Below are 21222 nucleotides of genomic sequence, written 5' to 3'. Positions count from 1 at the left end.
GACGCAACCTTACCCTCGTCATGACGAACAGCGATCCGATCTGCCCGCTCTGCAACCGCCCGATCCCGGACGGGGACGGAAGCCTGCACCATCTGATCCCAAAATTCAAAGGGGGCAAGGGCGGACCCACCGTCCTGCTGCACCAGATCTGCCATAAAGAGGTGCATGTATCCCTGACCGAGGCGGAATTGGCCCGTGAATTCAACACCGTCGAGGCCCTGCGCGCCCATCCTAGGTTGGAGAAATTCCTGAATTGGGTTCGCAAACGCCCGCCCGGCTTTCGCTCGAAAGTTCCGGGCAAGCGTCGAGGTCGTTGATTAGCCGGGATTAACCGGGTCGCCAAACGCGTCCCGCGTCGGCGCAGCAAGCCCCTGAAACTCCAAACCGCGATAATCGGGCACATTGGCAAACCTGACGCCTTTGACGTGTTGGAACTCCAACGTTGTGTAGGGGCGTTTCCACAGCCATTCGCGATTTTCTACTGACCAAGGGTCTGGATTTGGCGGAGCCTCGTCGGTGAACGCGAAAAAATGCAGATCAAAGTCGTATCGCCCTATGTCCTGCATCGAAAGCAGGCGCATGCCCTTGCCCCGGCAGAATTCATCCTCGGCTTCTATATTTCCGGTGCGCAGGGTGATCTGGCCGATACAAGCCTGTGCAAACGGATCGCCCGGGTCTGCAGCGTTTGGCGGCCGGTTGCCTTCAAAATCATGCTGAAGCAGCTCAATCACAAAGCCTTCGGGGTCTTTGAGGTGACACATGTACCCGATGTCCAGAAACTGTTTCGGGTCCGAAACCTCAATTCCCTTTTCGCGCAGGAATGCGGCCGCCAGATCGACATCCGGTACGGTGATACCGATCTTCCAATAGCGTTGTCCTATGTCATGGGTGTATCCTCCGCCGCCAGGCATCAGCAGCAAATCGGCGTCCTGCCCCGGATAGCCGATGCGCAGGCTCACCCCCTGGGCCTGAACCGACATCCCAAGGACATCCGTATAGAATTTGCCCAGTTGTTCAGGATCGGCGACGCGTAGTCGCAGGCCAGACAGCCTCATCCGCACAGCCCGGCGATACCGGCAGCGATCTTGGGATCGGCGGCGGTGCTTTCGGCGACCAGTTCACGCGCTGTTTGCATCAGGTCATCCGGTGCCACCACCCGATCCACCAAACCAAAGGCATAGGCCTCATCCGCGGTGATCTTTTGCCCGGCCATCAGGACCAACTTGGTGCGCGACGGCCCTATCAGCGCCGACATGCGCACCGGGTCGGACGGTTGCGGGAGAAAGCCCAGCTTCATCACAGGATAAAAAAACTTGGCAGACGGGACCGCAATTCGAATGTCACAGGCGAGCACCATCCCGTTCGCGCCACCCGCCAAAGTGCCATTCAAAGCGGCAACGGTCAGGCATGGAAGGGCAGCGATCGCACCCGACAAACGCTCCCATACGTCCGAGGTTGCAAGCCCGGCGCGCGCCTCGTCCAGATCGGCCCCGGCGCTGAACACTTTGCCCGTCCCGGTCAGGATCAACGCGCGTGCCTCGGTAGCGGCTTCGGCAATTTCGGCCAGCTCAGTCAGCATCGCCCCGGTCAGCGCGTTGGCTTTGCCGGGATTGTTCAACGTAACAATCCACAAACCGTCTTCTTTGTTTAGTTCGATCACGTCAGCCCAACCCTTTGTCGAATATCTTCACGCCGCAACGAGATTTCGGTCCCTAAAAATTCATCCGCATCGGACGTGCACATCCACAGCAGCGCCTTCGCTGGCCAGTCGGCAGGGATATGATCGCTCCAATCCAACTGGCTGACGGCGTTGATACCGCTTGTCTTGATAACCCGCTGCATGTCAGTTGCCACGGTGCCCGGTGACAGCCCCATGGCGCGGATGCCGTGGATCGATTCCTCAAGATGCAGGCATTCCGTCAGCATCTTGGCACCGGCCTTGGATGCGCAGTAATGGCTCCATGCCTCAACCGGGTTCGAGGCCGCGCCGGATGATACGGTCAGCACGGTGCCCCCACCTGCGGCGCGCATGACAGGCAGGGCCGCGCGCATTCCGTGGAACACACCCTTGAGGTTGATATCGATCGCCTTGTCCCAAGCCGCAACATCCGCGTTCGAAAGATGGAAGATCGGATCAATGACACCGGCGTTCCCGATCAGGACATCCAATCCGCCAAAGCGGTCGACGCAATCTGCCACCGCCTGTTCAACCTGCGCAAAATCACTGACGTCACATTCCAGCGCGATTACATTTTCGCCCAGCGCGGATGCCAGTGTGGCGATTTGATCGCGGCTGCGCGCGACCAGTGCCACGTTCGTGCCTGCTGCGGCAAAAACGCGCCCTGCCTCTGCTCCGATGCCGCGGCTGGCCCCGGTTATCAGTACGGTTTTCCCCTGCATTTGGTTCCTATACCTCCAACGGTTTGAATTTGTGTGAATGCTTACCGCGCGAAGGGGGAAAGGGTCCAGCCCTTGCCCCTTGACGCCCGACGTCACAAGCACGACGATGCCGGCAAAATTATCTAGAAGGGTACTGTAATGTCCGTTTACCTTCGCCGCAGTTGCGGTGCTGTATTGGCATATGCCGTTATCACACAAGGCGCACTTGCCGACCTGACCTCGCAGGATGTCTGGAATGATTGGAAAACCTATCTGGGTCAGATGGGTTATACCGTTTCAGGCGACGAATCCGTTGCTGGAAATGTCACAACGATTGCCAACATGGCCATGTTGATGGACTTGCCGGAAGAACAGGCAGCTTTTCAGATGGTCATTCCAGAAATGACCCTGACTGAAAACGGCGACGGTACAGTAAGTATTGGTTTCCCCGAGAATTTTCCGATGACCATATCCGGAGAGAGGGAAGGCGAAAAGTTTTCGGTCAATATCGATTATTCGCAGAGCGGGATGACCATGGTCGTTTCGGGCTCTAAGGATGAGATGACTTACGATTATTCCGCCGACGCGCTGGGGATCAAGCTGGACGATGTTACCGTGGACGGTGAAACGATGCCCGCTGAAGCGCTCGCCCTTAACCTGAACATGACCGAGCTTGCGGGCAGCTCGCTGATGAAAATCGGCGAAAACCGTGACATCGATCAGAAGTTCACCGCGGGTGGTATGACCTATGATATGGCATTCAAGGACCCGGACACTGGCGATGCGGCCAAGATTGACGGTTCGATGAGCCAGCTGGCGTTTGAAGGCACAAACGTTATTCCGTCTGGCTTCGACATTTCGGATCCGCAGGCCTTTTATAAGGCGGGCTTCTCGTTCTCGGGTCTGTTCACCTACGGCTCCGGCCAGAACGCCATCGCGGGCACAAGCGAAGGTGAATCATTCTCGGTCGGAAGCGAGTCCCAGGGTGGTAAATTTGGCGCCAGCATCGACGCTGAACGTCTTGCCTATGACATCGAGCAGAACAGCGCAAAAGTTGCTGTGACGACAGCCGATCTGCCTTTCCCAATCGAAATCGCGATGGAAAATGCCGGGTTCAAGTTTGAAATTCCGGTACAGGAATCCGAGGAAATCCAGCCGTTTGGTTTCGCGATGAACCTGACCGAATTCACCATGTCGGATATCTTGTGGAGCATGTTCGACCCGGCAGGCGCCCTGCCGCGCGACCCGGCGACGATTGCGCTGGACACGACCGGGACCGCCAAGGTTCTGTTGAACATCTTTGATCCTACCGCGGTCGAAAACCTTGATACATCTGACGCAGCCCCGGGCGAGTTGCACTCGCTGAAGATCAACGAACTGCTGGTGTCTCTGGTCGGAGCCAAGCTGACAGGTGAAGGCGATTTCACCTTCGACAACTCCAACGTCTCAGAGTTCGACGGAATGCCCACGCCGACAGGCGTTGCCAAGCTGAAGCTCAATGGTGCCAACGCACTGATCGACAAGCTGATCGGGATGGGGCTGGTGTCAGAAAGCGATGCAATGGGCGCGCGGATGATGATGGGTCTGATGGCTGTACCGGGTGAGGAGCCCGACACACTAAATTCGGAAATCGAGTTCACCGCAGATGGCCAGATTCTGGCGAACGGTCAGCGCATCAAGTAAAGTACATCGGAAGGCAGCATTGCTGCCTTCCCAATTCTCTGCCTATCGGCTTTTGGCGCGCCGGAACAATACAGACCCGCCGCAACTAACGCGTTGATCATAAGCAAAACCAAGCGCTGACAAGTTATCAAAACACTTTTTGATCCCGTGCAGGCCGATCTTTCGAGTGTGCACCTCAAGATAGACCTTTTGCACGTTAGCAAGGTCCACGCCGTCAAACAGATGCTTTTCGCCACCTTCAATGTCGACAATCAATACATTGGCGTCAAAATCGCGCAGCATTTCCGACAAACGGTGCGCGGGGACACCGATCTTTTTTTCGTAACCCGGCGTAGGATCCAGCGACGACGACCAGAATGGTTCGCGCACAAAGAATGATGCGGTACCCGGTTCCTGCCCATCGGTCAGAGCAACCGCATTCACGACGCTGACATTTTCGATATTGTTGGCCTTATGAACACGGCGAGCAAATTCGCACAGTACAGGGTTCGCTTCGACGCACATAGCGTTTCGCACACCTAGCTGTGTGACCAGAAAAGAGGAAACGAAGCCTATCCCGGCCCCAAGTTCAACAACTCGGTCCTTGGGATCGATGAACTTTGGCAACCCGTTTACTTCATCTTTTTCGTAGCGCTCGGCGAGAATGGAGCGTTTGACTTTTTGGGTAATGATCTGCGGGTCATCCGGTATCTGTACGCCGCGCAGAGAAAGGTAGTCTTGCATGTCGTCCACTGCTCGTTTGTATTGCTTGAAGATCATTCTCTTCTGATCTTTAAAGACCTTTAACAAGAACCGGTCTCCAAAGCAGCCAGTTTTGTCACTGATTCCCTAGAATTCGTCTATTACCACGCCTTATGGCCGACTGATCGCAAAGGCAGGACTTGCGGGACACGAGGTGCGAGGCTAGGTCCAATATACAAAGACCGGAGGCCTCATGACCCGCGAACCCGAAGAAATCAGCCATAACCTGCTGGACGCGGCCCGCAAAGCCGGGGCCGAAGCGGCGGATGCTATCGTTCTGGACGGCTCATCGGTTTCGGTAGAGGTACGCAATGGCGCCTTGGAAAACGCCGAACGATCCGAAGGTGCCGACCTTGGGCTGCGTGTTTTTCTGGGCAAGCGGCAAGCAATCGTTTCAAGTTCGGACAGCCGTCCCAAAACGCTGAAGGCAATGGCCGAACGTGCGGTAGCGATGGCCAACGAAGCTCCGGAAGATCCTTTTACAGGGTTGGCCACGCCCGACCAGCTTGCAAAAGACTGGGATATCGCGGCGCTGGAACAATTCGACCCGACGCCGGAACCATCGGCGGATGCGCTTTTGCAGGATGCACTGGCTGCCGAAGCTGCCGCATTGGCAATTCAAGGTGTGTCCCAGGTATCGGACGCTGCGGCCGCCTATGGCACCCACCGCGTGCATCTGGCTGCCACAAATGGCTTTTCCGGCGGGTATTCCCGCAGCAGCCGCTCGACCTCTTGCGTTGCTATCTCAGGCGAAGGCACCGGGATGGAACGCGACTATGACGGCGACAGCCGCACATTCCAGAGTGATCTGCGCAGCCCTGATGAGATTGGCCGCTCGGCAGGTGAACGCGCCGTTGCGCTGATTGGGGCACAAAAACCCGCGACAGGCACATTCCCTGTCCTGTTCGACGAGCGAATTTCGTCTTCGCTGATCGGTCATCTTTTGGCCGCCAGCAACGGCGCCGCCATTGCCCGTGGTGCGTCATGGCTGAAGGACAGCCTGGGAGAGCAGGTCCTGCCTGAACACCTGTCACTGATCGAAGACCCGCATCGCCCGCGTATCTCGGGCTCTCGCCCCTTTGACGCCGAAGGTTTGCCAACACAGCGAAGGGCCGTTGTTGAAAACGGAGTACTGACCGGGTGGACCCTGGATTTGGCCAGCGCACGAAAACTGGGCATGACCTCGACCGGGAATGCGGCGCGTGGCGTGTCCGGCCCCCCGTCGCCCAGCAACTGGAACCTGAGCCTGACCCAAGGCACGCACAGCCGGGACGATCTGCTGCGTGATATGGGAACCGGCCTGCTGGTGACCTCGATGATCGGATCGACGATCAACCCCAATACCGGCGACTACTCACGTGGGGCATCAGGCTTTTGGGTCGAAAACGGGGAAATCACCCACCCCGTCAACGAATGCACGATCGCTGGCAATCTGCGTGACATGCTGAAACGGATTATTCCGGCAAATGACGCACGTACGTACTTGTCCCGCGTGGTGCCATCGATCCTGATCGAAGGAATGACACTTGCCGGCACCTGACCTGCAACTGCTGATTGACGCCGCTTTAAAGGCCGGAAAGATCGCCACACGGTTTTCGGGGACCACTGCGGAACGCTGGGATAAACCTGACGGGGCCGGCCCGGTAACCGAAGCTGATCTGGCCGTGAACGCGATGCTTGAGCAAATGCTGCCCGCGGCGCGTCCGGGGTATGGCTGGTTGAGCGAAGAGACTGAGGATTCAGCTGACAGGCTGTCGAAAGACCGTGTTTTCATCATTGATCCCATCGACGGCACCCGCAGCTTTGCCGAAGGCTCGCGGACCTGGGCCCATTCCTTGGCCATCGCCGAACAGGGCGAAGTGACGGCCGCTGTGATCTACCTGCCTTTGCGAAACCTGCTTTATGCCGCAGCAAAAGGTCAGGGTGCTACGCTCAACGCCGAAAAGATTCGGGTCAGCGAACTCGGTGTGTTGGAAAGCGCCGAGGTGTTGGCCGCGAAACCCAACATGCAGCCGCAACACTGGCGTCAGGGGCAGGTACCCGAGTTCAAACGGAACTACAGGCCATCTCTGGCCTATCGCATGGCCCTTGTTGCACAGGGACGATTTGACGGGATGATGACCCTCAGGCCCAGTTGGGAATGGGACATCGCCGCCGGTGATCTGATTATACGCGAAGCCCTCGGTCGGTGTTCGGACCGCGCGGGGCTGCCTCTGCGGTTCAACAATGCAATTCCGCGTCTGAACGGTGTGATCGCTGCGGGTTCAGGTGTTTATGGGCTACTGTCGGAACAACTCGAACCGGAAAGCCCTGGAATCGCGCCATGAGCAAGCCACGCTCGTTAAGCCTTGCCGCCTATCGCGTGCTGTCCTGGGGTATGCAAAATACCGCCAGCAACGGCGATATTGCGCGCCCCGAGGGCGAGGTTTTGTGGTTGCACATAAATGCGTGGGAACGTCACCGCGCTGTTGTTGATTTTTGCCAGCGGTTGCAGCAGACGCGCCCCAATCTGTCGGTGGTTCTGACCGCGCCACCCGATGCAGATCTGACAAGATGGGCCAGCAGCGGATACCCTCTGGTCAACCTGCCCACCGAACAAACCGGGGCCGCGCGCGCGTTTCTAGATCACTGGCAGCCGGATATCGGAATTTGGGTTGGTGGCGGCCTGATGCCCAATTTGATCACGAGCGCCGAGGAACGCGGGATTCCCCTGATGCTGATCGAAGCACAGGCGGACGTGAAAATCGCACGGGGCGGCCGTTGGTTGCCCGATATCACAAGATACACGATTGACTGTTTTCAGACGATCCTGTGCACGACACCGGAAATCGCTCGTCAAATTCGGCGGCTAGGCGTCGCTTCGAACAAGGTGCAAGAGGCACCGCCCCTTCATATCAGCCCAAATCCGCGCCCATGGCCCGAGGACGAGCTGATCGAAGTGAACCATGCGCTGTCTGGCCGACCGGTTTGGTTGGCGGCGGGGGTCCAGGACAAAGAATTCATCTCGGTCCTCAGCGCCCATAGGCAGGCAATGCGCATGCTGCCGCGTTTGGCGTTGGTATTGCAAGTGGCCGATGTTACCGAAGCCGGACCGCTGCATCGGCGGCTTGAAGCGATGGATCTGCGCTGTACCAACTGGGATGAAAGCGGGACGATCGAGGATATGACACAGGTGATCCTCTCTGCCGTGCCCGAGGATCTGGGTCTTTGGCAGCGTGTATCGCCCGTGACCTTCATGGGCAGCTCTCTGGAACGCGGCGCCGGGGGCGCGGATCCGCTGATCGCAACGGCGCTGGGATCAGCTGTGATCCACGGCCCGTTTGTGCACAGCCAACAACAGCTTTACGATCAGCTTGACCGGGCCGGGGCCGCGCGCACGGTCAGGTCCGCCACCGAACTGGGCGATGCAGTGGTGGAATTGTTGGCACCGGATCAGGCCGCCAATATGGCGCTGGCCGGGTGGCAGATCGTTACCGAGGGTGCGCCGCAGGCGGATCACCTGATCGACATGATTCAGGACTACCTGGACCAGCGGAGTGCAGACGATGCGAGCACCTGATTTCTGGAATACCGCGCCAGATCGGCTGGACCTGCGCGCACGGCTACTGGCACCGCTTGGGCGGCTCTATGCTGGCGCTACGGCGCGTCGGGTCGCCTCGGAACCCGGCATTAACCCGGGTGTTCCTGTCATTTGCATTGGCAACCTGAACGCGGGCGGCACCGGCAAGACCCCAACCGTGATCTGGATGATCGAGCAATTGCGCGATGCCTGGCATGAGACACATGTGGTCACGCGCGGCCATGGCGGCTCGCTCGAAGGGCCGGTGCGCGTGGACCCCGGCAAGCATACCGCGGCGCAGGTCGGGGATGAGCCCCTGTTGCTGGCGGCTTTTGCCGATGTCTGGGTCGCCAAAGACCGCGCTGCTGGAGCAAAGGCAGCCGCCGCGGCGGGTGCCACAGTCATCGTGCTTGACGACGGGTTTCAAAACCCCTCGGTGGCCAAAGATTTCTCGGTCATTGTGGTGGACGCATCGCGCGGATTTGGAAATGGGCTGTGCTTGCCGGCTGGCCCCCTGAGGGAACCGGTGGAAGTCGGATTACGGCGCGCTGATCTGGTGCTGTCCCTTGGCGAAGCTGATTCCCAAATCGAGTTTGCCGAACGTTGGGGAAAAAAACTGTCCGTCCCACATGCGACCGGCGCGGTTGAGCCGCTGCAAACCGGCATGGATTGGAGCGATACGCCCGTTCTTGCCTTTGCAGGCATCGGACATCCCGAAAAGTTCTTTGCCACTTTGCGCCAACATGGCGCGACCTTGCTGCGGGCCGAAGCGCTGGATGATCACCAGCCGCTGACACCCGCCCTGATGACCCGTCTTGAAAACGAAGCCCGCTTGTTGCGCGCCCAAATGGTCACCACGGAAAAAGACGCCGTTCGCCTGCCCGCTGCGTTTCGCAGCAAGGTCATCACGCTTCCAGTTCGTTTGAAGGTCGATGAGGCGGACAAGATCAGGCAGATGCTTTTGCAGATCGCCCCGTCGCCCTGAAAGACGACCGGCCCGGATTGAGCCGGTCGTAAAAGCAATTAGCTGCCCAGTTCGTCTTCGATCAGCTTTTTGAAGCCGTCATAGGACTGATTCTCGACCGGCTTGCCATTCACGATGAAGGACGGGGTCGCCTGAATACTGTCGCGCTCGGCGTTTTCCTGATACCAAGCGACCAGCGTCTGCGCGCGGGTTCCGTCCTGCAGACAGGCTTCAAGCTGATCATTGTCGATACCAGCCAGACGCCCGATTTTGCGCAGCTCGTCCACGATTTCAGCGGGACCACCGGCTTTGGTCCACTCGGACTGGCCTTCGTAGATCAGGTCGGAGATGCCAAAGAACTTTTCGGGCCCGCCGCAGCGTGCAACCATCGACGCCCACAGGCCATAGCGGTCAAAGTAGACCTCGCGATAGATGAACTTCACCTTACCTGTGTCGATGAAATCTTTCTTGAGCTGCTTGTACGCTCCCGTGTGGAAATTCGCACAATGCGGGCAGGTATAGGACGCATATTCGATGATCTCGACTGGTGCGTTTTCGGCGCCCAGAGTCATCTCGACGATGGTCGAGGTGTCCAGATCGGCCTCTTGCGCCTCGGCGCTGCTAATCAGCGGATAGGCGGGGTTGGAATTTGACAGCGACAGCCAATAACCGCCAGCGGCCACGGCGACGGCCGCACAAATTCCGGTTGCAATACGGCTCATTTCTCAGCCCTTTCTCAGCGTTTTTGCTTGGATAAAACGTTACGGCCCAGACGTTCAAGGGCTGCGCGCAGATCACCATCGTGAACTTCTTGCGCAGTGCAGTCGGCCTCGGCTGCTATTTCTGGTTCGATCTTGGGTTTCGCTTGTTTCGGCTTGTGGTCGAAACTGGCCTGCCCCTCGGCAAATCCTGTCGGAGCGGTCTGGGTGATGCGCACCCGGCTGATGGCGTTATAGCCATAAACCGCGTTCACCTTGCCGCGCAGTTGTTCCTTCTGCATCTCCAGCATCGGGGCCTGCGGTCCGGTGGTCAGAACCGTTAGCGTGGCACCAATACCACCCTTCCCGTAACCCACTTTTACCGGTCGCGCGATAGCGGCCATATCCTGTCCAACGATCTCGGACCAATGGGTCAGCAGGCGTGATACGGCAAAGCCCCGGCTTTCACCGGCGCGCCTGATCTGGTCGTTCAGCAATGTCGCGGTGCGTTTGAACCCGCGGGTCGAAGAACGTCTGCGCTGCATCTGGTTTCCAACTCCTGTGCCGCTATTGTAAAGGGCACGACAACAGGCGCCAGCGAAACCCGACAGGGAGATAGATAAAACTTGCGTGACTCCGGTGAATTTGACGTGAGCAGTGCGCTGCTGGACTGGTACGACCGCCATGCGCGCGAGATGCCCTGGCGCGTAGCCCCCGCCGATCGGGCTGCGGGCGTGATGCCGGACCCCTACCGCATATGGTTGTCCGAGGTCATGCTGCAGCAGACCACCGTTGCGGCTGTACGCGACTATTTCGTGCGGTTCACAACCCTTTGGCCGACAGTTCAGGCACTGGCCGCCGCCCCGGATGATCAGGTCATGGGGGAATGGGCAGGACTTGGCTATTACGCGCGTGCGCGGAACCTTCTGAAATGCGCCCGGGTCGTTGCCGAACAACATGGTGGAACGTTCCCCGATACCTATGACGCGCTCCTCAATTTGCCGGGAATCGGTCCCTACACCGCCGCTGCAATTTCCGCCATCGCCTTCGACCGACCCGAAACCGTGTTGGACGGCAACGTAGAACGGGTTATGGCCCGACTTTTCGACATTCACGACCCTTTGCCCGGTTCAAAACTGCAACTGAAAAAGCATGCGGCTGCACTTACGCCTGCCACGCGACCGGGTGACTATGCGCAGGCGGTCATGGACCTGGGGGCAACAATCTGTACACCAAAATCTCCGGCCTGCGGTATCTGCCCGGTGCAAGCCCCCTGCGCCGCTCGCGCCGCTGGAACGCAATCCGATTTGCCACGCAAGACACCAAAAAAGCCCAAACCCACGCGATACGGCCATGTCTATATAGCCCAAGGCGATAACGGAGCCTTTCTGATGGAACGTCGTCCCGACAAGGGGCTGCTGGGTGGTATGCTGGGCTGGCCGGGGTCAGAATGGTCAGACGGCCCGGCCGAGGCACCGCCTTTTCCGTGCGAATGGCAGGTGCTGCCGGGTGAGGTACGCCATACATTTACCCACTTCCACCTGATCCTGCGCATCTGGACGACCACGCTGCCGGTCGGCTGGTCGCATGACGATCTGATTGTCATGGAAAGACACGCTTTCCGCCCCAGTGACCTACCTACTGTTATGCGCAAAGCGTATGACCTCTGGCGCTCTACGTAACCCATTGTGTGGCATTGCCGGGTGGGGCTAGTCTGCCCATAGTTTCTCGGAGCAAAGCGATGATCGCATCAGACAGTCTGTCACGCTGGCAAGCGGCATTGCCCTTCTGGGTGTCCTTCCTGCTGATCCCCGTCATCTGGCTTACCGCCGTTGCCGGAGGCTGGTGGGTCTTGCTTGTGCCTCTTTCGACTTGGTGGGCGTTTGCAGTTCTGGATCGGTTAACGGGGCTGAACCTTGAAAATGCCGATCCGGCCACGCCGGACGGCGGTCTCAAATGGTACATTCTGCTGACCAAGGCATGGGCCCCGGTTCAGTTTCTTACGCTGTTTGGGTTGCTCTGGTACGCCACTCATACCGATCACCTGTCTGTTTTTAGCAAGATTGGATTGTTCTTCGGGATGGGTGTGATCTCGGGCACCATCGGGATCAACTACAGCCATGAACTGATGCACCAGAAAGGGCGGTCAGAACGTTGGCTGGGTGATATTCTACTGGCCATGGTGCTGTATTCTCACTTCCGGTCAGAGCACCTGCTGGTTCACCATCGCTATGTCGGAACACCACGCGATCCGGTCACTGCACGGTACAATGAAGGATTTCACCGCTTCTATCCGCGCGTTCTGTGGCAGTGCCTTGCATCCGCCTTCCACGCAGAAAGGGACAAGCTGGCGCGCAAGCAACGTCCGTGGACCGACCCGGCGAACCCGTTCTGGCGCTATTGGGCGCTTCAGGCAGGCATGCTGATTTTGGCCTTCGTGGTCGGGGGATGGTCAGGTGTGGCCCTCTTTCTGGTGCAAGCGGGCGTCGCCATATGGCAGCTGGAACTGGTGAACTACGTCGAACATTACGGCCTGACCCGCAAACATCTTGGCGATGGCAAGTACGAGCATGTCCAGCCGCGCCATTCGTGGAACGCCTCGCAAAAAGCGTCGAACTGGCTGCTGATCAACCTGCAGCGTCACTCGGACCATCACTACAAACCCAACCGGCGCTTTCCGCTGCTGCAGCATCATTCGGAAGATGCGGCCCCGCAACTGCCCTATGGCTATCCGGTTATGACCGTCGCTGCGATGGTCCCACCGCTTTGGCGGCGCGTCATGAACCCCCGCGTTCGGGCCTGGCGGCGGCAATATTATCCCGAAGTCACTGATTGGAAGCCGTACAACAGATCTCTCAACCCGTTGCCGCGTTCGTGACCGCAGCGCGCGCCCGCGCGCAGCCCGGCCCAACGGAATGACGCGCATCTTTGATGCGTGGCCGACCGGCGGGAGCTGTCCGTCCTATTGCGCCCAGATATCCATAGTGCCCTGCACCCCGCGAACCGGCTGGTTTTCATGCTTCACAAAACCTGCTGTCAGGTCGGCGGCGTTATTGCCCTCCTGCATCACCTGTGCCCGGACCGCGTCACTCAGCACCACGCGAACACCAAGGTCACGCGTCATCGCTTCGAGCTTGGCGGAGACATTCACCGCATCCCCGATAACCGCAAATTCCAGTCGGTTCGCTCCGATATCTCCCAAAACCACCGAGCCATAGTGAACCCCAATTCCTACACGAATTTCCGGCTCACCTGCCCGTCGCCGCTCCAGGTTCCAGCGATCAATCACATCCACCATATCGCGTGCGCAAGCCACCGCGTTACTGGCATCCAATGGGGTCGTCACCGGCGTACCGAATGTGGCCATCAGACCATCCCCAAGATATTTGTCCAACGTGCCATGATGGCGAAACACTTCGGTTTCCATTCGGGCGTGAAACCCACGCAAAACTTCGATGACTTCATACGGGTCGCGCCCAGCAGCGAATTTGGTAAACCCCACGATGTCGATGAACAAAACTGCGATGTCTTCTTTGCGAACCTGCTTGAGCGGCTCATCATTCTGGCTGAGTTCGTCCACGACATTCGGAGAGAAATATCGCGACAGGTTTGCACGCTCCCTCTCAAGACCGGCATTTGTCATCAACAATCGATTGAGCCGCCGCATCGAGATACCAAGCGTAACCGCGACCATTAGGAATACGATCACCTGCTGAATACGCTGAGGGACCATAAAACTGTTGGGGTCCAGCAACTCCGCAACATCCGGATACCCGGCCAATGCCTCGTACACGCGCTCACTGATGCCCGGGATTGGCGTAGCCACCCACCAGGCGATGATCCAGCCTACCGTCCACATCGCCGCTGTCCACGTGCCGATAGCCACGACTGTGCGCCATGAATAGGCCAGAGTTCCCGCGGCTAGAATGATGAAGAAATACTGGAAGTTGTCGAACCGGTATTGCATTGCCAGCGGTCGAACATCATCGCTGAACGGGTTCGGCACAATCATCCCCAAAGTCATGATCAGCAAGTCGACGAAGATCAGTAAAAGCTCGACCCTTGACTGGCCCACGCTGCCAGCCTGCCGGATCAACCAACCATTGGCGCAAATCAATAACAGGATGAAATGATACCACAGAACGTCCCAATGGGGGTTCAGGTAGATCAACAAAATGCCGGTAAGGCCCATCGCCACCCAGCGGGCGCGGACGGCAAGTTCCAACCCTTCGCGCTTGTGCCGTTCCAGCGCTGCCTCGGTGTACTTGTTGTCCAGATCATACTTGTCTGGCTGTGTTACAAAAAACCGTCCAAATCGGGATTCGCTGGCTGTTATATCCGACATTGCCAAGGTTCCTTCCGTAAGCAGCAGGACAAGGAATCTCATATCGGAACTGAATGAAGAATAAAACAAAAGACCCCGCCGAGATCGGCGGGGCAAGGCGTAGTGCCTTGTGTCAGGCCACAGGCACCGGCGGTATTCTTGAAATCAGTTGTGCAACTCGGCCCGGATCTGCTGACGCAAAACGTCGATCGGCACCGTTTTGCCATCGCGCTTGAAACACCAGTAGGTCCAGCCATTGCAAGAGGGAGCGTTTTCCAGATGTGCCCCGACCTGGTGGATCGAACCTTTGACGTTATCACCCACCAGCGTTCCGTCAGCCCGAACCTTGGCCTTGTGGCGTTGATTCATCGAATAAAGCTCCTCACCCGGGCGCAGCATGCCACGTTCGACCAGCTGACCGAAGGGCACGCGCGGCTCAGCGCGCTTGCTTGCGCTGACTTCCAGCGCCTCACGGTCGAACTTGCGGACTTTGGAAATCCGCTTCTCGGCGACCTTGCGATAGCTTTCCTCGCGTTCGATCCCGATGAATTCGCGGCCCAGCATCTTGGCGACAGCACCAGTGGTACCCGTACCAAAGAACGGATCCAAAACAACATCACCGGGGTTGGTCGAACCGATCAGGACACGGTGCAAAAGGGATTCCGGCTTTTGCGTCGGATGCGCCTTGTCGCCGTTTTCATCCTTGAGGCGCTCATGCCCGGTGCAGATTGGCAGAACCCAATCGCTGCGCATCTGCACGCCTTCGTTCAGCGCTTTTAAGGCTTCGTAGTTGAAAGTATACTTAGCACCTTCGCGCTTTGAGGCCCAAATCATCGTCTCATGCGCGTTGGTAAACCGCTTGCCGCGGAAATTCGGCATCGGGTTCGATTTGCGCCAGACAACGTCGTTCAAAATCCAGTATCCGGCGTCCTGCAGGGCTGTGCCAACGCGAAAAATGTTGTGGTAGGACCCAATCACCCAGATCGCGCCATTGGGCTTGAGCAGACGATGCGCCGCTTTCAGCCATTCGCGGGTGAACTGGTCATAAACACCAAAGCTTGAAAACTGATCCCAGTGATCGTCGACCGCATCAACCTGGCTGTTATCGGGGCGATGCAGCTGGCCTTTGAGTTGAAGATTATACGGCGGATCCGCGAAAATCAGGTCAACCGATTCCGCAGGTAGACTGTTCATCACATCGATGCAGTCGCCAGATAGAATCGTGTTTAAAGGGAGCGCTTTTGCGCCCTTTTTAGTGGTTGTTGTCATTCTACTGCCTCAAGTATCCACGGCGCTTTTGCGCTCATTTGGTTGAGACAAGGATGAGTCAAAGTCGATTCGCCGTCAATTTCTTTTTTGAATCAGCGGCTTACGATTTACTCTTGATACAAGATATTGTGTACCGGCTTGAACGAACGCCTATGATGTGGGGTCACACCAAGTTTTTGCAGCGCTTCCCTGTGTTGTTTTGACGGATAGCCTGCGTTCTTCTCCCATCCATAGCCAGGATGCTGTTGCGCCAAATCCACCATCAGTTGATCGCGCCAGTTTTTGGCTATGATCGAAGCCGCTGCAATCGACACGGAATGCGCGTCGCCTTTGACTACCGCTTGCGCCGGGATCGTCAAACCGCGAGGGATCATGTTTCCGTCGATCAGCAGATAGTCAGGCGGCGGATCCAGGGCCGCAACCGCACGTTCCATCGCCAGATGCGAGGCACGCAAGATGTTGTGTTCGTCAATCTCGGCAACCGAGGCTTCAGCTATCGCAAATTCAGCCCGGTCACGTACCGCGATATCCAAAACAGCCCGTCGTTTCGCCGTCAGTTTCTTGGAATCGTTCAGCCCCTCGGGAATATCTTCGGGGTTCAGGATCACGGCGGCAGCAACCACTGGCCCGGCCAATGGCCCACGGCCCACCTCATCCACACCGGCAATGCGCAGATACCCTTGCGCCACTGCCGCCTGTTCAATCGAATAATCTGGCGTTGTCATACCAACCGAAAACCGCGTTTCGCGCCCCACCGCAAGACAAAAAGAGAGGGCGGCTTGTGCCACCCTCCCCTGCGCGGCGCTTCTTTGGCACCGCTCCTGCTCGAAAGTGATTACTTGTAAACGACGCGGTATCCCTTCTGGCGCAGGCATGCGGGTTCATATGCCCGGTTCACCTTATTGCCGTTCCAGAAACCGACCTTGCACTCTTGCGGCAGGCTATTGGCATGTTTGTAGTGCTTCTTGAGGCATTTCGGAGCCAGAAGCGGGTGATTGTTCGAATAGGCGCTATACTTGCGCAGGCATTTCTGCGGCAGATCATACCGCGCGACGTGTTGCGGCAAGGGGCGCACTGGGTAACTGGGCTGGGCCACATAAGGCTGAGGCGTATAGGTCTGATGACGCGTCGTCCGGTCCTTGCGTTTTTCCTTGTTATAGTAGTGGACCCCGGCACCGATGATCGCGATGGCAGCAAGCCCGCCAAGGATGTCCTTGGCATCCGCCGCCCGCGCCTGCGAGGCTGAGACGCCGGTAATGGTGATAGCGGTGGCAACGATAAAAGCGATGAACTTCCGGTGCATAGTGCGTGTCCTTCCTGGTGTTTCGGGGCGATCCGGCACAGACCGCAAACGTGATGCCCCAACACTGGGTCCGCACCCTTCAGACAAGCAATAACGGGCGGTTGTTATCCGATATCACGCCCCTCAAACCCCTTAGGTTATTGAATATCGTGCAAACCCATGCGCAGGATGCAGCCTATGAAACCGATCCTCTCTTCTTTGGCCGTTGCGGCCCTGATATCGCTTGGTACTGCTGCGTCGGCAGAGTGTTATGCGGATTATAAGGCCAAGCAGGACAATCCACTGCGGCTGCATTACGGCGTGATGCAGGTTTCGGCCTGTGACAAAAGCCAGGCCCAGCAAGAGGCCTCAAAACGCCTCAGTGCGTCGGGCTGGACATTGTTGAATGTCATGTCTGTCTTTGGGCCGGAAGGATTGGAAAAAAGGAAGGCCAATGCCGGACAATTCTATCTCCGTTACTGAGGCCAGGCGGTCAGGCACACGATTGGTCGGCGCAGGTATAGCGGCAATCGTCCTGATCCTGATAACCGCCGCCGTCTTCCTGTTCTGGACCCTGCCAGACGCCAACGCCTTCAACGCGCGAGTGGAGCGGTTGTTTGTCGAAAGCGACCTGACGTCGCAGACGGAAATCCGGCTGCTTGAGATTCTGGCCCAGTCCGGCACCGCCTTTGCCGATACCCTGTCCAGCTATCGGATGGTGATTTTCGTATTGCTGGTCTTTGCCAGCGCCATGCTTGTGACGGCGCTGGTTTTTCTGGTGATGCTGGTAATGCTGAACCGACGGATGGCACAGATCGAACGCACGGGTATTCAGGTGACCTCGCTGCTGATCAGTCGCGAGGAAAACACCGTCTATCTGAATAATATGGACTTCAAACTAACCCCAGCTGCGATGGAGACCCTGTCGGTCCTTGCCGAATCCCGACTGGATGACGAGGTCCTGTCCGGCGTTCAGATCGAAGCAGTGATTTCGGGCAAAAGCGCCGCCGATTGTGACGAAGCCGCTGGCGCTACGCGGATAAAACGGCTGCGTGACGCCTTGGGTAATCAGATGGTCAGCGAATTGCTGGTCAAGAACATCGCCAAGAAAGGTTATATGTTGTCCATCGAAAAGGACGTGATCCAGATGGTCTGATCCACTAGGACCGCACAGCTATCGTGCAGAAAAATGCCGAGGCTGCCCCTTGGAAAACCTCTTCACAAGGCCCATCCTATAGGGACCCCGCGCCAGGGAGGATGAAGATGAACGTCCACGCCACAGCAAGACCAAAAGGCTATGGAATCTCGATCGAACGGTTAGATGGTAAGATTGCGATTTACCGGGACCAGACCCTTTTAGCCGAAAGCAGCAACGCCAAAGTCATGTACGAAACACGGCTGCCGCCGACGATCTACATTCCGCGCGAAGACGTGCTGGTGGATCTCAGCGACGAAACCGAGCTGCAGACTTTTTGCCCCTTCAAGGGCACCGCAACCTATCACGACGTCATTCTTGGCGGCGAACGGCTCGCCAATTCCGTTTGGGCCTACGAAGAAGCTCTCCCCGAAAGCGCTGCCATTCAGGGGCATATCGGGTTTTTACCCAATGCTTATTCCCGGATCGATTTGGGCGACAACCAACTGCGGGACCCCCAAGACGGCAATATCAGCGGCCCTTTGATCGATTGGCTGATGCGTGGGGCGTCCGCAAACAACACGCCTGAGGCGTTCACCAAAGCGCTGGCCGAGAAAATGCTGGAACACGGGATTGCCATTCAACGCCTCAGCATTCTGACATGGTCCCTACACCCTTTAATCGCCGGCAAACACTATATTTGGGAAAAGGGCGAGGCTGAGATCTCGACCAATGTTCCGACCTATGAAATCCACGACCACCCGGCATACATCAACAGCCCTTTGCGCCATGTGTCGAACGGGCTGGGCGGCGTGCGTCAGCGGTTGAACGCCGAAAACCCCCACAACAGCTTTCCGATCATGGAAGACCTGCGGGAAAAGGGGGCAACCGACTATGTCGCCATGCCGTTGCCGTTCTCGGATGGGCGGACCAACGTTCTGACCCTGACCTGTGATCACCCGGACGGTTTCACGACCGAAAACCTTGGGCTGGTGTTCGAATGTTCGCTGGTCATCGCCCGGTTCTATGAAGTTTTCATGCAGCGCGAAAACGCGCAGGTCCTGCTGGAAACCTATGTCGGAAAACGATCGGGTGCGCGCGTACTTGGGGGTGAAATCCGGCGCGGTGACGGCGATGAAATTGATGCTGCCATCATGTTCTGCGACCTCCGCAATTCGACCAGTCTTGAGGAACAGCTTGGGCGCGAGGCGTATATCAATCTGTTGAACGACTTTTTCGAAACCGTTTCTGGCATCGTGCATGAAAATGGCGGCGAGGTTCTAAAGTTCATAGGCGACGCTGTCCTTGCCGTGTTTCCGGCAGGCGAGGATGCAAAAGCCGCCCGCGATAATGCCCAACGCAGCGCCATAGATATCGTCGAAAGACTGGGAGAGCTGCGCCAATCAGGGTCCGATGTGCATTGCGATTGCTCCATCGGCGTTGCCTATGGGCGCGTGACCTACGGCAATGTCGGCTCGCGCGAACGGCTGGACTTTACCGTGATCGGACAAGCCGCGAATATCGCTGCGCGTCTGGGTGAATACGGAAAAACCAAGAACCACAGGATTGTCGTGTCTGCCGATATTCTGCCTGCTTGCGCCAACGCCTTGCCGCTTGGCGACGTCAAGCTGCATAACGTGTCGCAACCTGTCGAGTCATATGCTCTCAGGACTTCCGCGGATGCCGTTCTGAACGCTTGAAGTCCGCAATCGGCTTGCATGTTTCAAAGCGCTGAGTGTTGGGATTTCTGATCAAGGTTCGGGTGCGTGACCAATGGTTTCCATGCCTTACCCGCCCAGTAGGATCAGCGCGGTCTGCGCCGGGGAAATGATGCTTTCAAGCTGGGCGATCTGACTGCGGGCAAGGAACTGATCTGTCAGCCGCCCGACCGCGGCCTCATCCTTAAACTGGGTCAGGTCATCGGACCCGGTCAGCCCTGACAACCTGTCTTTGAACACTTCCAACTGTCTGTCGATGTTCAACTGGCCAAAGCTGGACGGCAACCCAAGTGCTGTTTCCACCCCTCAGGGCAGATTCGCCCGTTTCGGCGGGTCGGGATTCGGCATCTTCTGCGCAAGTCATGGTACAGACTGCCCGGCCCGAGACAGCGCGCGCCGTCGCCGGGCAAATGGCGGCCGTCATCAATACTCAGCCGAAATCCGGTTCAATTGAGATCGCGCTGAACCCCGAAGAACTGGGGCGAGTGTCCATCATGTTGAACGGTCGCGATGACGGATTGCATCTGACAATTTCCGCCGAGCGCCCGGAAACCCTCTAGATGATGCGGCGTCATTTGGCGGTGCTGGAGGAAGAGTTCAAGAATTTTGGCTTAGGCGATCTGTCATTTGACCTCGGGACATCCGAAGACGCCGACCAGAACCAGGCCGGCCACCAGGATGGATCGCCTGCTGAGACCGCGCAACTCACCGATTCCTCTTCAAACGCGTCACCCATTCCCAAAACCGGCCCCGTTGGCCGCATCGACATGAGGTTGTGAAATTGATTACCCCGACCCAACCCAACGCCCAACCGTCAGCCACAGCGCAATACAAAGACGTGCCAAAGCAAACAGGTCTGGCATCAGACTTTGAGACATTCCTTACAATGCTGACCGTACAGGCCCAGAATCAGGATCCTTTGAAACCGTTGGATGCCTCGGAATATGCATCGCAACTGGCGCAATTCTCGATGGTCGAACAACAGGTTCAGACAAATGATTTGTTGACGACACTTGGACAGGCGCTGGTTGGTGCAAATCTGGACAAACTCGGCAAATGGATCGGGATGGACGTTCGAGCGCCCGCGGCTTTCCAATATGAGGGCGAGCCTGTGACGCTGTTTGCCACACCCGCACCAGATGCTGACAAGCGGTCATGGTCATCCGCGACAGTGACGGAGCCGTTGTCGATCGTGTGGCTGTTTCCACGACCGACAATAATACAGTTTGGACTGGTCAGGGAAGCGATGGGCAGCCTCTGGCGGCGGGAAGTTACTCGGCCACACTGGAAAGTTATGATGGCGACGAGCTGTTATCGACACAGCTGGCAGAGACCTATGGCGAAGTTGGCGAAGCTCAGGTTACGGACAATCAGGTCATGCTGACCCTCGAAAGCGGGCAGGTTGTCGCTGCAACGACGGTAACCGGGGTCAGAGCCGGAACTTGATCTGCCGGGCAGGACAGTTCACAC

25 protein-coding genes and 1 pseudogene are annotated in these 21222 nt (G+C 57.6%); 15 read left to right on the top strand and 11 right to left on the bottom strand.

Features of this window, described 5'->3' with window-relative positions; translation table 11 throughout:
- The first annotated feature begins 20 nt into the window (after positions 1-20).
- Positions 21-317: an HNH endonuclease gene (locus tag RUA4292_RS24280; protein WP_082637236.1), complete on the top strand. Its 297-nt coding sequence runs from the start codon at positions 21-23 to the stop codon at positions 315-317.
- On the opposite strand, the gene RUA4292_RS23120 is transcribed toward RUA4292_RS24280, so the two are convergent.
- From RUA4292_RS23120 to RUA4292_RS23110, 3 genes are read right to left on the bottom strand one after another with little or no spacing between them, the layout of a single operon-like run.
- Positions 318-1055, bottom strand: coding sequence for a VOC family protein (locus RUA4292_RS23120; protein ID WP_058279741.1), 738 nt, complete (start codon positions 1053-1055; stop codon positions 318-320).
- Positions 1052-1660 carry an enoyl-CoA hydratase/isomerase family protein gene (locus RUA4292_RS23115; RefSeq protein ID WP_058279740.1) on the bottom strand — a complete coding sequence of 203 codons (609 nt, stop codon included), beginning with the start codon at positions 1658-1660 and terminating at the stop codon, positions 1052-1054. Before RUA4292_RS23115 ends, RUA4292_RS23120 begins: the two co-directional genes overlap by 4 nt.
- Complete coding sequence (locus tag RUA4292_RS23110; RefSeq protein ID WP_058279739.1) at positions 1657-2400, bottom strand: SDR family oxidoreductase; 744 nt, start codon at positions 2398-2400, stop codon at positions 1657-1659. The genes RUA4292_RS23115 and RUA4292_RS23110 overlap by 4 nt, the downstream gene beginning before the upstream one ends.
- 138 nt (positions 2401-2538) lie before the next feature.
- Here RUA4292_RS23110 and RUA4292_RS23105 point away from each other — a divergent pair, with 138 nt between their 5' ends.
- Complete coding sequence (locus RUA4292_RS23105; RefSeq protein ID WP_058279738.1) at positions 2539-4062, top strand: hypothetical protein; 1524 nt, start codon at positions 2539-2541, stop codon at positions 4060-4062.
- Between the two features lie 42 nt (positions 4063-4104).
- On the opposite strand, the gene RUA4292_RS23100 is transcribed toward RUA4292_RS23105, so the two are convergent.
- Entirely contained in the window at positions 4105-4821 is a 717-nt protein-coding gene (locus RUA4292_RS23100) for an FkbM family methyltransferase (RefSeq protein ID WP_058279737.1), read from the bottom strand.
- 175 nt (positions 4822-4996) lie between these two features.
- On the opposite strand from RUA4292_RS23100, the gene RUA4292_RS23095 reads away from it, so the two are divergent.
- The 4 genes from RUA4292_RS23095 to lpxK are packed head-to-tail and all read left to right on the top strand — an operon-like array spanning position 4997 to position 9347.
- Positions 4997-6343 carry a TldD/PmbA family protein gene (locus RUA4292_RS23095; RefSeq protein WP_058279736.1) on the top strand — a complete coding sequence of 449 codons (1347 nt, stop codon included), beginning with the start codon at positions 4997-4999 and terminating at the stop codon, positions 6341-6343.
- On the top strand, positions 6330-7130 hold the full coding sequence (locus RUA4292_RS23090) for an inositol monophosphatase family protein (protein WP_058279735.1): 801 nt from the start codon (positions 6330-6332) through the stop codon (positions 7128-7130). Before RUA4292_RS23095 ends, RUA4292_RS23090 begins: the two co-directional genes overlap by 14 nt.
- Positions 7127-8362, top strand: coding sequence for a 3-deoxy-D-manno-octulosonic acid transferase (locus RUA4292_RS23085; protein ID WP_058279734.1), 1236 nt, complete (start codon positions 7127-7129; stop codon positions 8360-8362). The genes RUA4292_RS23090 and RUA4292_RS23085 overlap by 4 nt, the downstream gene beginning before the upstream one ends.
- Positions 8349-9347 (top strand): tetraacyldisaccharide 4'-kinase, encoded by a 999-nt coding sequence (gene lpxK, locus RUA4292_RS23080; protein ID WP_058279733.1) that lies wholly within the window; start codon positions 8349-8351, stop codon positions 9345-9347. The genes RUA4292_RS23085 and lpxK overlap by 14 nt, the downstream gene beginning before the upstream one ends.
- A gap of 38 nt (positions 9348-9385) precedes the next feature.
- On the opposite strand, the gene RUA4292_RS23075 is transcribed toward lpxK, so the two are convergent.
- Complete coding sequence (locus RUA4292_RS23075) at positions 9386-10048, bottom strand: DsbA family protein (protein WP_058279732.1); 663 nt, start codon at positions 10046-10048, stop codon at positions 9386-9388.
- A gap of 14 nt (positions 10049-10062) precedes the next feature.
- Positions 10063-10569, bottom strand: coding sequence for a DUF721 domain-containing protein (locus tag RUA4292_RS23070; RefSeq protein WP_058279731.1), 507 nt, complete (start codon positions 10567-10569; stop codon positions 10063-10065).
- An 81-nt stretch (positions 10570-10650) separates the two neighbouring features.
- Between RUA4292_RS23070 and mutY the strand changes: the two genes are divergently transcribed.
- Positions 10651-11706, top strand: a complete 1056-nt coding sequence (gene mutY, locus RUA4292_RS23065) for an A/G-specific adenine glycosylase (RefSeq protein ID WP_058279730.1) — start codon at positions 10651-10653, stop codon at positions 11704-11706.
- A 59-nt stretch (positions 11707-11765) separates the two neighbouring features.
- On the top strand, positions 11766-12902 hold the full coding sequence (locus RUA4292_RS23060) for an alkane 1-monooxygenase (RefSeq protein WP_058279729.1): 1137 nt from the start codon (positions 11766-11768) through the stop codon (positions 12900-12902).
- Positions 12903-12986: 84 nt separating this feature from the next.
- Here RUA4292_RS23060 and RUA4292_RS23055 read toward each other — a convergent pair whose 3' ends face one another.
- The 4 genes from RUA4292_RS23055 to RUA4292_RS23040 form a co-directional block, all read right to left on the bottom strand.
- Positions 12987-14369 carry an adenylate/guanylate cyclase domain-containing protein gene (locus tag RUA4292_RS23055; RefSeq protein WP_082637242.1) on the bottom strand — a complete coding sequence of 461 codons (1383 nt, stop codon included), beginning with the start codon at positions 14367-14369 and terminating at the stop codon, positions 12987-12989.
- A gap of 144 nt (positions 14370-14513) precedes the next feature.
- On the bottom strand, positions 14514-15617 hold the full coding sequence (locus RUA4292_RS23050) for a site-specific DNA-methyltransferase (RefSeq protein WP_058279728.1): 1104 nt from the start codon (positions 15615-15617) through the stop codon (positions 14514-14516).
- Positions 15618-15724: 107 nt separating this feature from the next.
- Positions 15725-16342 carry a ribonuclease HII gene (gene rnhB / locus RUA4292_RS23045; protein WP_058279834.1) on the bottom strand — a complete coding sequence of 206 codons (618 nt, stop codon included), beginning with the start codon at positions 16340-16342 and terminating at the stop codon, positions 15725-15727.
- A gap of 110 nt (positions 16343-16452) precedes the next feature.
- Positions 16453-16920 (bottom strand): hypothetical protein, encoded by a 468-nt coding sequence (locus RUA4292_RS23040; protein WP_058279727.1) that lies wholly within the window; start codon positions 16918-16920, stop codon positions 16453-16455.
- A 177-nt stretch (positions 16921-17097) separates the two neighbouring features.
- Here RUA4292_RS23040 and RUA4292_RS23035 point away from each other — a divergent pair, with 177 nt between their 5' ends.
- From RUA4292_RS23035 to RUA4292_RS23025, 3 genes are all read left to right on the top strand, one after another.
- Positions 17098-17382 (top strand): hypothetical protein, encoded by a 285-nt coding sequence (locus tag RUA4292_RS23035; RefSeq protein ID WP_058279726.1) that lies wholly within the window; start codon positions 17098-17100, stop codon positions 17380-17382.
- Complete coding sequence (locus RUA4292_RS23030) at positions 17354-18055, top strand: winged helix-turn-helix domain-containing protein (protein ID WP_058279725.1); 702 nt, start codon at positions 17354-17356, stop codon at positions 18053-18055. The genes RUA4292_RS23035 and RUA4292_RS23030 overlap by 29 nt, the downstream gene beginning before the upstream one ends.
- A 107-nt stretch (positions 18056-18162) precedes the next feature.
- Positions 18163-19734, top strand: coding sequence for a DUF427 domain-containing protein (locus tag RUA4292_RS23025; RefSeq protein WP_058279833.1), 1572 nt, complete (start codon positions 18163-18165; stop codon positions 19732-19734).
- A gap of 87 nt (positions 19735-19821) precedes the next feature.
- On the opposite strand, the gene RUA4292_RS23020 is transcribed toward RUA4292_RS23025, so the two are convergent.
- A complete protein-coding gene (locus tag RUA4292_RS23020) occupies positions 19822-20055 on the bottom strand; it encodes a DUF1217 domain-containing protein (RefSeq protein ID WP_058272593.1) in 234 nt (77 codons plus the stop codon).
- Between the two features lie 59 nt (positions 20056-20114).
- Here RUA4292_RS23020 and fliK point away from each other — a divergent pair, with 59 nt between their 5' ends.
- The 4 genes and pseudogenes from fliK (at position 20115) to RUA4292_RS25440 (ending at position 21198) form a co-directional block, all read left to right on the top strand.
- On the top strand, positions 20115-20312 hold the full coding sequence (fliK, locus tag RUA4292_RS23015) for a flagellar hook-length control protein FliK (RefSeq protein WP_058279724.1): 198 nt from the start codon (positions 20115-20117) through the stop codon (positions 20310-20312).
- Positions 20313-20315: 3 nt separating this feature from the next.
- Positions 20316-20531 carry a hypothetical protein gene (locus tag RUA4292_RS23010; RefSeq protein WP_158507082.1) on the top strand — a complete coding sequence of 72 codons (216 nt, stop codon included), beginning with the start codon at positions 20316-20318 and terminating at the stop codon, positions 20529-20531.
- Positions 20528-20701: pseudogene (locus RUA4292_RS25670) on the top strand (flagellar hook capping FlgD N-terminal domain-containing protein); the annotation flags it as partial. The gene RUA4292_RS23010 and the pseudogene RUA4292_RS25670, both read left to right, overlap by 4 nt.
- Positions 20702-20907: 206 nt before the next feature.
- Complete coding sequence (locus RUA4292_RS25440) at positions 20908-21198, top strand: FlgD immunoglobulin-like domain containing protein (protein WP_233493533.1); 291 nt, start codon at positions 20908-20910, stop codon at positions 21196-21198.
- Positions 21199-21222 lie beyond the last annotated feature (24 nt).

It is taken from the genome of Ruegeria atlantica (assembly GCF_001458195.1).
In the GTDB taxonomy this organism is placed as follows: domain Bacteria; phylum Pseudomonadota; class Alphaproteobacteria; order Rhodobacterales; family Rhodobacteraceae; genus Ruegeria; species Ruegeria atlantica.
Note: the sequence above shows the minus strand (reverse complement) of the source record. Positions and strands in the feature narration are given on the sequence as shown.